The 12,610-nt window shown below is 39.8% G+C and carries 12 protein-coding genes; 9 read left to right on the forward strand and 3 right to left on the reverse strand.

Going from position 1 to position 12,610, the window contains the following annotated elements; genetic code table 11:
- The first annotated feature begins 15 nt into the window (after window positions 1-15).
- Complete coding sequence (locus tag MHH71_RS19305; RefSeq protein WP_033799173.1) at window positions 16-798, forward strand: MerR family transcriptional regulator; 783 nt, start codon at window positions 16-18, stop codon at window positions 796-798.
- Between the two features lie 50 nt (window positions 799-848).
- Here the strand turns inward: MHH71_RS19305 and MHH71_RS19310 are convergent, their stop codons facing one another.
- Entirely contained in the window at window positions 849-1,631 is a 783-nt protein-coding gene (locus MHH71_RS19310; RefSeq protein WP_003208823.1) for a TIGR00266 family protein, read from the reverse strand.
- 516 nt (window positions 1,632-2,147) lie between these two features.
- Between MHH71_RS19310 and cspD the strand changes: the two genes are divergently transcribed.
- Window positions 2,148-2,348, forward strand: coding sequence for a cold-shock protein CspD (gene cspD / locus MHH71_RS19315; RefSeq protein WP_001193049.1), 201 nt, complete (start codon window positions 2,148-2,150; stop codon window positions 2,346-2,348).
- A gap of 43 nt (window positions 2,349-2,391) precedes the next feature.
- Here cspD and MHH71_RS19320 read toward each other — a convergent pair whose 3' ends face one another.
- Together MHH71_RS19320 and MHH71_RS19325 are read right to left on the reverse strand one after the other, a co-directional pair.
- Window positions 2,392-3,123, reverse strand: a complete 732-nt coding sequence (locus MHH71_RS19320) for a yteA family sporulation protein (RefSeq protein WP_003201460.1) — start codon at window positions 3,121-3,123, stop codon at window positions 2,392-2,394.
- A gap of 223 nt (window positions 3,124-3,346) precedes the next feature.
- Entirely contained in the window at window positions 3,347-4,300 is a 954-nt protein-coding gene (locus tag MHH71_RS19325; RefSeq protein ID WP_006096311.1) for a 1,4-dihydroxy-2-naphthoate polyprenyltransferase, read from the reverse strand.
- Between the two features lie 191 nt (window positions 4,301-4,491).
- On the opposite strand from MHH71_RS19325, the gene MHH71_RS19330 reads away from it, so the two are divergent.
- From MHH71_RS19330 to MHH71_RS19360, 7 genes are all read left to right on the forward strand, one after another.
- On the forward strand, window positions 4,492-5,886 hold the full coding sequence (locus tag MHH71_RS19330; RefSeq protein WP_006096312.1) for an isochorismate synthase: 1,395 nt from the start codon (window positions 4,492-4,494) through the stop codon (window positions 5,884-5,886).
- On the forward strand, window positions 5,883-7,637 hold the full coding sequence (gene menD, locus MHH71_RS19335) for a 2-succinyl-5-enolpyruvyl-6-hydroxy-3-cyclohexene-1-carboxylic-acid synthase (RefSeq protein ID WP_018782034.1): 1,755 nt from the start codon (window positions 5,883-5,885) through the stop codon (window positions 7,635-7,637). Before MHH71_RS19330 ends, menD begins: the two co-directional genes overlap by 4 nt.
- Window positions 7,634-8,446 carry a 2-succinyl-6-hydroxy-2,4-cyclohexadiene-1-carboxylate synthase gene (gene menH / locus MHH71_RS19340; protein ID WP_078211775.1) on the forward strand — a complete coding sequence of 271 codons (813 nt, stop codon included), beginning with the start codon at window positions 7,634-7,636 and terminating at the stop codon, window positions 8,444-8,446. Before menD ends, menH begins: the two co-directional genes overlap by 4 nt.
- A 79-nt stretch (window positions 8,447-8,525) precedes the next feature.
- The gene (gene menB / locus MHH71_RS19345) at window positions 8,526-9,344 is read left to right on the forward strand and encodes a 1,4-dihydroxy-2-naphthoyl-CoA synthase (RefSeq protein WP_006096314.1); all 819 of its coding nucleotides are present in this window, start codon (window positions 8,526-8,528) and stop codon (window positions 9,342-9,344) included.
- A gap of 317 nt (window positions 9,345-9,661) precedes the next feature.
- Window positions 9,662-11,107 (forward strand): o-succinylbenzoate--CoA ligase, encoded by a 1,446-nt coding sequence (locus tag MHH71_RS19350; RefSeq protein ID WP_033799174.1) that lies wholly within the window; start codon window positions 9,662-9,664, stop codon window positions 11,105-11,107.
- Window positions 11,108-12,214, forward strand: a complete 1,107-nt coding sequence (gene menC, locus MHH71_RS19355) for an o-succinylbenzoate synthase (protein ID WP_006096316.1) — start codon at window positions 11,108-11,110, stop codon at window positions 12,212-12,214.
- Window positions 12,215-12,218: 4 nt separating this feature from the next.
- The gene (locus MHH71_RS19360) at window positions 12,219-12,521 is read left to right on the forward strand and encodes a hypothetical protein (RefSeq protein WP_006096317.1); all 303 of its coding nucleotides are present in this window, start codon (window positions 12,219-12,221) and stop codon (window positions 12,519-12,521) included.
- The last annotated feature ends 89 nt before the right edge of the window (window positions 12,522-12,610 follow it).

Raw genomic sequence — 12,610 nt, forward strand, 5'->3', positions numbered from 1 at the left:
TAGGGGGGATTTAAGATGAGTAAAAGTGAAAACTATTCAATTGGAGAGTTTTCGAAAAGAACAGGCATATCAATACGGACGCTACATTATTACGATGAAATTGGATTACTTAAACCCGAAAAACATCCTAGTTCCGGACGTCGAATATATAAAAAGCAAGACATCTTAACGTTGCAAAAAATAGTAAGTCTAAAATTTTTAGGATATAGTCTAGACGAAATATCTGTAATGATAAATATGTCTAGCTTTAATGTAAGTTTAAAAGAAACATTACAAAGTCAGAAACAAGCTTTTGAAGAGAAAAAGGAGCATATCGAAATTTCTTTGAAAGCAATTAATCGAACAATTACTTTATTAGAAGATGAAGGGCAAGTAGATAGTGACATTTTAATGAGTTTAATTTGTAATATACAAAAAGAAAGTGAACAACGCCTATGGCTTGAGGAATATATGGATAAGGAAGTCGTTGATCGATTATACGATAAATCTGAAGAAGAGATGGTGGCATTGGATAAAGAATTTATTCAGTTGTCGAAGGAGGTAAAGAGATTATTTGGAAAACCAGTCCATGATCCAGAAGTGCAAAAGCTTGTCGATCAACATATGAAGGCAACTCTTACATATGTGGGAGAAGAAACGATATGCTCTTTGAATGGATTAGAAAATATGGAAGATGAGTATGAAAATATGATTCCATCACCATATACAAAGGAAGAAGAGGAATGGTTAAATGCGGCAATGGAGTATTATATGATTCAACATGGTATGTACAGTCCTACAGGAGAAAATGATAAGTGAAAAAGATAAGTGAAAAAATCGCTACGTCTTATGACATAGCGATTTGGACCTTATTCTTTTCCATCAAGAAGGCGACCAAGTCCACCTAAAACGCTACCTTCCCCGCTACTTTGAGCTGCAGGGCTTGTAAGACGCGCTGCTAAACGGCTTAATGTTAAGGATTGAATCCAAACTGTTCCTGGTCCTTCTAATGTAGCGAAGAATAAACCTTCTCCGCCAAATAACGCAGTTTTTACGTTTCCTACGAATTGAATGTCGTAGTTAACATCTCTTGTCATTGCAACGAGACACCCTGTATCAATGCGGAGTCTTTCACCGGGCTTAAGCTCACGTTTGTATACTGTGCCACCTGCGTGCATGAAAGCAAGGCCATCACCTTCAAGCTTCTGCATAATGAAGCCTTCACCGCCGAAGAAGCCGCTACCAATTTTTTTCGTGAATTCAATTCCGATAGAAACACCTTTTGCGGCGCAAAGGAATGCATCTTTTTGACAAACTACTTTGCCTTGATATTCTGTTAAATCAACTGGAACGATTTTTCCAGGGTAAGGTGCAGCAAATGATACGTGACGTTTGCCATGACCTGTATTTGTAAATACGGTCATAAACATACTCTCACCTGTAACGAGTCGTTTTCCGGCACCCATTAATTTACCGAATAGGCCGCTAGACTTTCCAGCACCGTCACCGAAGATTGTTTCCATTTCAATATGGTCTTCCATCATCATCATTGCTCCAGCTTCTGCAATTACGCTTTCTTCTGGATCTAATTCAATTTCAACAAACTGCATATCATCGCCATATAATTTATACTCAATTTCATGTGCTTTCATTATTTTCACCTCATATGTAGTGGATACTAATATTGTACAGAAATTAATGAGATTAGAAAACTATCGTTTTGTTAATTTTTAAACAAAAATCTGTTTTGATTGTTCAACATATAAGTCACTGCTACGAAAAACAACAGGTGACCTGCTCGCGTTTGCTCTCTTTGTTTTCACTTGGCATGGGGCTGAAAAAGGATTTGACCGTAAAAGCCCGATTCGTTCAACTACTAATCAGTGGGGATGAAGAAAACCCCCACTGATTAAAGTTTCACTTTACATATAGTTTACATATTTTGTGAACCTTTTTAAAAAATATGAGAAAAATGCTGAAATGAAAGTGTTCTCATTTGACGTTTTTGATAGAGCGTGATATAGTGAAATCACTATTGAGCTACATAATGTGGTACGGAAATAAAGCGTGTTTAATTCAAGGCATCAGGTCTGAGATACATTCATGTCCTTTATATCCACCTTTTCATGTGGATTCATAGTTTCATTTTTATTTAGGAGGTACATGACATGCAAACAGGTAAAGTTAAATGGTTTAATGGCGAAAAAGGTTTCGGTTTCATCGAAGTTGAAGGTGGAGACGATGTATTCGTACATTTCTCAGCTATCCAAGGCGACGGCTTCAAAACTTTAGAAGAAGGTCAAGAAGTTTCTTTCGAAATCGTTGAAGGTAACCGTGGACCACAAGCTGCTAACGTTACAAAAAACTAATTAGCTAGCGAGAAAAAAGCATTCCGAATTTCGGAATGCTTTTTTATTCTTTTGAACTAGACTCATTCGGAGATAACTCACCTTTATAAGTTCGTTCTTCAAAATCATCCAGCATCTGTTCATATTCTTCATGCTCTTCTGTTGCATACACCTGTGGATTCTTTCCATACATATCTGTTCCGATGAAGTTTTCAAAGTCTTCTACGTAACCGCGTGGTTCTTCAGCATCTACATACATCTCATCAAAGTTTTTCGAGTCGCGGCGTTCTAAATCAGATGGTGTTTCTGATGTTCCGTATAAAGCAACATCTTGCCAAGCATCCTCTGCATCGTATCCTACGGCACTGTCCATATCGTATTTGCCAAACGGTGGCTCTACTAATTCTTCTTCAACGGGACGTGCGCTTAAGTTTAATTTATTCGTTGTATGTTCTATACAGGTCGTAGCAGTTGGCATCGCTTCTAATCTTTCTAGTGGAATTTCTTCACCAGAAACTTCGCAAACCCCATATGTGCCAGCTTCGATTTTTTGTAAGGCATGCTTTGTATCTTGCAGTTGCTTATGCCAAAATTCAATAAGCCCGAAGTCTTTTTCGCGTTCATATAATTCGGTAGCCATATCGCCGGGATGATTGTCATAAGCGGATAATTCTCCAACAGATTCCCGTTCAGAGGCGCGGTCTTCGCCTTCATGACTTTGCAGCGTTTGTTCAATTTCGTGCAGTTGCTTTTCTAAAATGGATTTAAAATGATTGATTTGTTGTGGAGTTAACATAGTATCCACCTTCCTACAATTCGGTTTCTTTATGTAGTATGAGCTTGATTGCGGGAAATATCCCGGTATTTGAGTGAGTCGATCGTGTTGTAAAATGTCGAGCGATCGATATGTTGTGTCGAAGTGCCGATATATGAGGAGAAACGGTCGATATATTTAAAAAATCGCCGATATATTTTGAAAATGGAAAAAGGAAAAAGGAGCTGCTCTAGCAGCTCCTCTTTTATAGGAAATAACCAAGTAATAGTCCGATTCCCATTAAGAAACCAAAGATTGTATTTGTTTTTGCCGTCGCGATCATCGCAGGTGCCATTTCCATTGGAATACTTTTGCCGATAAATCCTTTTGTCGCTTTAAATGCTTTCGGGGCACTTAGGAAAACAATCAGCATCCATGGGGACACGATTCCGACAATGATTAGGGCAATTGTCCAAATGTAGGAAACAATAAACATGGAAGCAAGAACACCAATTGCGTTCTCACGTCCAACAATAATCGCTAATGTATTACGGCCATTCTCTTTATCTCCATCTAAATCACGAATGTTGTTGGAAAGTAAAATCGCTCCAATTAAAATCGCATTTGGAATAGATACTAAAATAATTTCTGATGTTACAGTTCCTGTCTGAATGAAAAATGAAATACCAATAATAATAACACCCATAAATAATCCTGCTGTTAATTCTCCAAAAGGCGTATAGGCAATCGGAAGTGGGCCGCCTGTATAAAGGTAAGCAATAGCCATACAAACAAGACCGATTGCAGCAAGCCACCAGCTAGAGTTCATACAAATATAAACGCCTAAAAGCATTGCGATACCGAAAAATCCAAATGCTAAATTAAGGACTGTTTTTGGTTGAATTCCGTCACGGACAATGGCACCACCGATACCAACTGAACCTTCGTGATCTAATCCTCTTTTATAATCAAAGTATTCATTAAACATGTTTGTTGCTGCTTGAATGAGAAGACAAGCAAGAAGCATGATAAAGAAAAGAGGGAGATGTATTTGATTGATACCCCCTACTTGCATTGCATAAGCTGTTCCAATAAAAACAGGAACAAAAGCTGCTGTTAATGTATGAGGACGTAATAAACTCCACCAAATGCGCCAGCCTGTTTGTTTACTTGGCTTTGGCGACATAGGAGAGGAATTCGTTTCGACTTTCATTTCCATGTTGAATCCTCCTTGTCACATAATATACACAATTAAGTGTAGGAAAAGCATCATTTAGTGTCAACGTTTATTTTCTAGGAAGAGAAGGGGAATTTCTCAGAAATGCTAAACGTTGACAGGGCTTTCGTTTGAGGTGTATCTTAAAATCAAGCGTATTTATGACTATTTTTCGCCCATAGGGGGGAGACTTTGTGATTCAGACGAAACAAAAAGATTTACAAGAAGTGATTTTGGCAGCTATTAAACATGCGACGAATGAAAAAACATTGGTCAGTTTTGTAAAACAAATAGATTGGATGGATCCGCTTCTTTTTTATGCAGCAGGAAAAAGGATTGCATCCGAAAATAGATGTTATTTTGCAGACCCATCTCAGCATGTCATATTTGCTGGAATTGGCTCTGTTTTCACTATAGCAAATTCTTCTGACAAACGCTTTCAAAATGCCCACGAAAAGTGGAGTAAAGTGCAAGAGAAAGCAATTGTTCACAGAGAAGAGTATGAATTTGGAACGGGTCCACTTTTATTTGGTAGTTTTTCATTTGATCCAGAAAAAGAACAAACGGATCTTTGGGAAGAGTTTAAAGATACAACATTATCGTTACCGGCTTTTCTTTTAACGGTAAAAAATGAAAAAGCATGGTTAACAATGAATACATTTATTTCAGCTGAAGACTCTGCACAGGGAGTGTATGAAGAAATTGTTTCTTTGGAAAAAAGAATTTTAGAAGAATGCAACTGTCCGCTTACAGAAGCAAAATTAACAGTAACTTCTAAAGTAGAAGTTGATCCAAAGAGCTGGATGAATGCAATTGTAAAAGTGCAGGATGAAATGAAAAAAGGAATTGTACAAAAGGTTGTATTGGCAAGAGAATTAAAACTAACGATGGATCAGAATATTGATTCTGCTCGTGTTTTAGAGGCGCTCCGTATTGGGCAACCGGATTGTTACGTGTTTTCCTTCGATTATAAAGGAGCATGCTTTTTAGGAGCAACGCCTGAAAGATTAATTCGAAAAGAAGGCGGAAAATTTACATCGATGTGCCTTGCTGGTTCGATTGGTCATGGTAATTCTATAGAAGAAAGTAAGCAAAATGGTGATGCGCTTCTTCATGATGAAAAGAATTTAGCAGAGCATGGTTATGTAGTCAATATGATTCGTAGCGTATTAACAGAGCATTGTGAATCCGTTACTATTCCGCAGCGTCCAGGTTTATTAACAACAAAAAATTTACTACATTTATATACACCGGTTGAAGCGAAAGGTGAAGCATCACTTCTTTCAATGGTGGAAGAACTGCATCCAACGCCAGCACTTGGTGGTACGCCACGCCACGCGGCGATGAAGCTCATCCGTAATGTAGAGTTATTAGACCGTGGATTGTACGGAGCACCAATCGGCTGGATAGATGACAAAGGGAACGGCGAATTTGCGGTAGCCCTGCGCTGCGGGCTATTAAATGGTGACAAGGCATCCTTATTTGCCGGCTGCGGTATTGTGATTGATTCAGTACCACAGCTTGAATATGAAGAAACAAGTTTGAAGTTTAGACCGATGCTTGGTGCTTTGGAGGAATTAATGAAATGAATAATCATATAGAAGCATTATCATATTATTTAGGCGCGTTTGTGGACGAACTGGCGCGTCTAAATGTATATGATGTTGTCATTAGTCCAGGTTCGCGGTCAACGCCGCTAGCCTTGCTAATGGAGCAACATGAACAGATAAAAACATATTTGCATGTAGATGAACGATCAGCTGCTTTTTTCGCGCTCGGTATTGCGAAAGCGAAGAAGCGTCCTGTAGCGATTTTATGTACATCAGGAACAGCGGCAGCGAACTATTATCCAGCAATTTGTGAAGCCTTTCATTCGCGTGTGCCATTGCTTGTCTTAACAGCAGATAGACCACATGAACTAAGAGATGTTGGTGCCCCGCAGGCAATGAATCAGCTGAACTTATATGGCTCCTTTGTGAAACAGTTTATGGAGATGGCACTGCCAGAAGCTAGAGAGCCGATGTATCATTATGCCCGTATGACAGCCGGGCGTGCTGTTGCAAGTGCATCTCTTGCGCCAAGGGGACCTGTCCATATTAATTTTCCACTTCGAGAGCCGTTGATCCCTGACTTTTCTTTAGAGGAATTATGGGAAAAAGGACGAGGTGAATATACAGGGGCAGTTCATCAAGGGAATATGGCGATGACGAGTGAATATGTAAGTTCTCTTACAGAGCGCCTTTTGAGTATGGAAAAGGGGCTTATTATTTGTGGAGACGATAGTCATCCAGAGATTGCTGAAGTTATCACGCAGCTTGCTGAGAAAACTGGATATCCAATTTTGGCAGATCCGCTTTCAGGTCTTCGGAGCGGTAATCACGATAAATCATTGGTAATCGATTGCTATGATACATTTTTACGAAATGAATGCTTGAAGGATACATGGAAGCCAGATGTCATTATTCGTTTCGGTGGTATGCCAGTATCTAAGGCATTAACGCAATATATAAAGAAACAAACGGCTGCTGTCCATATTGTTGTAGATGAATCAGGAAAATGGAGAGATCCAGCTCTTGTAGCAACGGAAGTGGTATGTGCAAGCGACGTCTCGTTTTGTAAAGCAATGACAGATAATATGCAAAAGCGAGAACAGAATGATTGGTGCGAGATGTGGAAACATATAAACGATGCAACGAAGAAAAAGCTTCGTGAAATCGAAACATATGAAACAGCGTTTGAAGGAAAAGTGATTACAGACATTGTGCATGTGTTACAAGAAGAAGCGACGTTATTTGTCAGCAATAGCATGCCAATTCGTGACACAGATACATTTTTCTTTAACATAGATAAAAAAATTCATGTCATGGCAAATCGTGGTGTGAATGGGATTGATGGGATTATTTCAACAGCCTTAGGAACGAGCACTGTTTGTGAACCACTCGTATTAGTCATTGGTGATTTATCATTTTATCATGACCTAAATGGACTCTTAGCAGCAAAATTACATGATTTAAACGTAACAATTGTCGTTGTTAATAACGATGGTGGTGGCATCTTCTCATTCCTACCACAATACAAGTCAAAAGAACATTTTGAATCATTATTCGGAACGCCGCTTGGGCTTGATTATGAACATGTTGTCAAAATGTACGGTGGTTCATTCTCGCGTGTAAATGACTGGGAAGCATTTCGTCATGAAGTAAAAAAAGGAACAACGGAAAAAGGGTTACACGTTGTGGAAATTTGTACAAACCGAGAAGAGAATTTACAATTGCACCGTGATTTATGGGCAAGTACATCGAAGGTTGCTACGGAAATTTTGCAAGGTGAATCGGAATGAAAGTAGCGCTGCAAGGTATAACGTATGAATATGAAGTGGTCGGTAGTGGAGAGCCACTTCTACTTCTTCATGGTTTTACGGGGAGCATGGAAACGTGGCATTCGTTTATTCCTGCATGGAGTAAACAGTTCCAAGTCATCACAGTTGATCTTGTGGGACATGGAAAAACGGAAAGTCCCGAGGAACTTATGCATTATGATATTCAAAATGTAGCACTTCAAATGACGACACTACTCGATCATTTGAATATTGAAAAAGCACATATACTCGGCTATTCAATGGGCGGAAGACTGGCGATTACGATGGCATGCTTATATCCAAACCGCGTGAAATCTCTTTTATTAGAGAACTGCACAGCTGGACTTGAGATGGAATCGGACCGGAAAGAGCGCCGTGCGCGCGATGAACAGCTTGCAGATCGAATTGAATTAGAAAGAATAGAAGCTTTCGTAAATAGATGGGAAAATATCCCGCTGTTTGCAACGCAAAAAAAGTTATCACAAGGTGTGCAAGAACAAGTAAGGAAAGAGCGATTTGCTAATAACCCGAAAGGACTCGCAAATAGCCTTCGGGGCATGGGAACAGGAGCCCAGCCTTCTTGGTGGAGTCAGCTTGAAGAGCTCAAAATGCCTGTCTTGTTAATGAATGGAGAGAGCGATCAGAAGTTCTTTCACATCTTACAAAATATACAAAAACGCATCCCTCACGCGAAATTTGTCAAAATTGATGGGGCTGGCCATGCAATTCATGTGGAACAACCGCAAAAGTTTGGTACAATAGTAGAGGGATTTCTCAAAACCATACAGTGACACTTTTTTCTTTTGAGGAAAGTAGAACTTATAGAGACTAGTGGACAACCATTAGCACAATAAAAAGGAGGTAAGAATAATGGCTATTGAATGGGTAAAAGAAGGCAATTATGAAGATATTATTTATTCTACATACAATGGTATCGCAAAGATTTCGATTAACCGTCCTGAAGTACATAATGCATTCCGTCCTAAAACGGTAATGGAGTTAATCAATGCATTTGCACAAGCACGTGATGATGCAAATGTTGGCGTTATCATTTTAACAGGTGAAGGTGGACGTGCATTCTGTTCTGGCGGCGACCAAAAAGTTCGCGGTCATGGTGGATATGTAGGTGAAGACCAAATCCCACGCTTAAACGTATTAGACTTACAACGTTTAATTCGCGCAATCCCTAAACCAGTTATCGCAATGGTAGCAGGTTATGCAATTGGCGGTGGACACGTACTTCATATCGTATGTGATTTAACAATCGCAGCAGACAACGCTGTATTCGGACAAACTGGTCCTAAAGTAGGTAGCTTTGATGGCGGATACGGAGCTGGTTATTTAGCTCGCATGGTAGGTCATAAGAAAGCTCGTGAAATTTGGTACCTATGTCGTCAATACAGTGCACAAGAAGCACTTGATATGGGCTTAGTAAACACAGTTGTACCATTAGAAGAGCTAGAAGCAGAAACAGTCCAATGGGCAGAAGAAATCTTAGCAAACAGCCCAATGGCACTTCGTTTCTTAAAAGCTGCATTCAATGCAGATACAGACGGTTTAGCTGGTATCCAGCAACTAGCGGGAGACGCAACGTTATTGTACTACACAACTGACGAAGCAAAAGAAGGCCGCGACGCGTTCAAAGAAAAACGCCGTCCAGACTTCGGACAATTCCCTCGTTTTCCGTGATTAAAAGCGGAAGCGGCTCGTTCAGAATGTGAGGGGGATGGAGCTTCTGACGAAGAGGCGCAGTTTGCCTCGTAGGAAGCAGCGAAGCCACCGACTATTCTAGCTGCTGTAGCTGGATGAAATTAAAGGCGGAAGCAGCTCGTTCAGAATAGGAGAGGGATGGAGCTTCAGACGAAGAGGCGTAGTTTGCCTCGCAGGAAGAAGCAAAGCCATCGACTATTCTAGCTGCTGTAGCTGGATAAGATTAAAAGCGGAAACAAAAACAAGAGACTTGATTGTACATCAAGTCTCTTTCTTTAATGGAAGGAGAATGTGTAATGGAGACAATGCCCAATTGGTTAATGCAACGTTCTTTTTTAACACCAGAGCGCACTGCGATTGAGACAAAAGAGGAGAAGATTACATTTTTAGAACTGCATGAAAAAGTAGGATCTGTTTGTGAACACCTTTCATACTTACAGATAGAAAAAGGTCAAAAAGTGGCTGTTCTGATGAAAAATGGTACCCAGATGATTACAGTAATTCACGCCTTATCTTATATTGGGGCAGTAGCTGTACTTCTAAATACACGTCTTTCAAGAGAAGAGCTACTTTGGCAAATGGATGATGCTGAAGTTGTTTGCTTAGTAACGGACCAAGAATTTGAAACAGAACAGGTACTAGTATATGCATTTGAAGAGGTAGTGAATGGACCGAAGAAAACTGCAGTCGTTCAAGAGGAGTTTTCTTTAGAAGAATCGATGACAATTATTTATACGTCAGGAACAACAGGCAAACCGAAAGGGGTTATCTTAACATACGGTAATCACTGGGCGAGTGCTGTTGGATCATCACTTAACTTAGGGCTTCGCGATGATGATTGTTGGTTAGCGTGCATGCCAATGTTTCATGTAGGCGGATTATCTCTGTTAATGAAAAATATTATGTACGGTATGCGGATTTTACTCGTTCCGAAATATGATCCTGATTTCATTCATGAGGCAATAAAAACTCGGGGAATAACAATCATATCTGTCGTTTCTAAGATGTTAATGGACTTATTAGAAAGACTTGGGGAGGAAACATATCCGAGCTCTTTACGTTGCATGTTATTAGGCGGAGGACCAGCACCAAAGCCACTTTTAGAAACATGTGTAACAAAAGGAATCCCTGTGTACCAAACATATGGTATGACAGAAACATCCTCGCAAATTTGCACACTTTCAGCTGATTACATGTTAACGAAAGTTGGTTCAGCAGGAAAAACGCTTTTCTTATGCCAGCTTCGAATTGAGAAGGATGGAGAAGTAGTGCCACCGAATGTTGAAGGAGAGATTGTTGTAAAAGGACCGAATGTGACACATGGATATTTTAAACGTGAAGACGCAACGCGTGAAACAATAATAGACGGTTGGCTTCATACTGGAGATCTTGGGTATTTAGATGAAGAAGGATTTTTATATGTATTAGATCGTCGTAGTGATCTCATTATTTCAGGCGGAGAAAATATTTATCCAGCGCAAATTGAAGAAGTACTGCTTGCAAATCCTAAAGTGGCGGAAGCTGGAGTTGTTGGGAAAGCAGACGAACAGTGGGGACAAGTGCCTGCTGCGTTTATTGTTAAGGCTGACGATATAACAGAAGAAGAACTGATTCAATTTTGTGAAGAAAAATTAGCGCGATATAAAGTACCGAGAGAAGTGCATTTCTTACTTGAATTACCACGTAATGCTTCGGAAAAATTGTTAAGACGGGAACTAAGGCACCTGCTGGAGGAGATGTAAATGAGAATTAAAAAGGCGACGCTTTATGTAACAGAAATGCCTCTTGTGATTCCTTTTGCAGCAAGTTACGGAACGTATGAAACGCGGGAAAGTATTGTCATTGAACTTGAGGATACGGACGGATATATCGGGTTTGGGGAAGTTGTTGCGTTCTCAGAACCATGGTATACAGAAGAAACTGCAACAACGGCACTTCATATGCTTCAAGATTTTTTAATACCAGATGTATTGAAAGCTGAAATTACACATCCAAATGAAATTCCGAGTCTCTTTCAGCATATAAAGCGTAACCGTATGGCGAAAGCGGGAATAGAAGGCGCTGTATGGGATTTGTATGCGAAACACGAAAACAGGTCATTAGCGACTTTACTGGGAGGAACACAGCCAGAAATTGAAGTCGGTGTTGTGATTGGGTTAGATACGATTTCTAATATGTTAAAACGAATTGAAATGTATGCAGAAGAAGGATATCAACGTTTTAAGGTGAAAATCAAACCGGAATTTGATTATGAGCTAATAAAGGAAATACGAAGAGTCTTTCCAAAGGTTCCATTAATGGTCGATGCAAATTCAGCGTATACGTTAGGGGATATTGAACGATTAAAACGATTGGATGAATTTCAGTTAATGATGATTGAACAGCCTTTAGCGGATAACGATTTTCTCGATCACGCTAAGCTCCAAAAACAAATAGAGACACCTATTTGTTTGGACGAGAGTATTCATAGCTTAGAAGATGCAAGAGTAGCGATTACACTTGGAAGCTGCCGCATTATAAATATTAAACCGGGACGAGTTGGCGGTTTAACAGAATCAATCCAAATTCATGATTATTGCAAGGAACATGGTATTCCTGTTTGGTGCGGCGGTATGGTTGAAATGGGGATTTCACGTGCGCAAAATATTGCGTTAGCATCACTCCCAAACTTTACGATTCCGGGTGATATTTCAGCTTCAAGTAGACACTGGGAGCGAGATATTATTTCACCAGGAGTAACATTGCAAGGCGGGAAAGTAATTGTTCCAAAAGAGCTTGGGTTTGGATATGGCGTAAACCGGGAAAGATTAGAAGAGATTACGAGAAAACGGATTGTATGTGAGAGGTGAATGTATGAGGCAGCAGGAAGATATATTGCGGGTTATACAAGCATATTTGTTAAAGGTGTCATTTGTAAAAGTTGCATATATTTTTGGGCCTCACGTAAGGAAAGAAGTAACAGATCAATGTAGTCATCACATTGCGATTGAAACGAAGAATGCTTCGCACAAACAATTTCAATGGTTATGTTTTGAGTTGACAGAAGAGCTGGAGGGAAGAGTGAAATTTGATGTGGTACATTTAAATATGCTCTCTAATCAACAACTACAAAAGCGTATATTGCAAGAAGGAAAGCTGTTTGTACAGCGTATATAAAGTGAAACTTTAATCAGTGGTGACTTCATCCCTCACTGATTATTAGCCCTCACCAATCGGGCTTTTACGGGCAATTCATCACCTGCTTA

This window comes from Bacillus sp. FSL H8-0534, assembly GCF_038005885.1.
GTDB classification, from domain to species: domain Bacteria; phylum Bacillota; class Bacilli; order Bacillales; family Bacillaceae_G; genus Bacillus_A; species Bacillus_A pseudomycoides.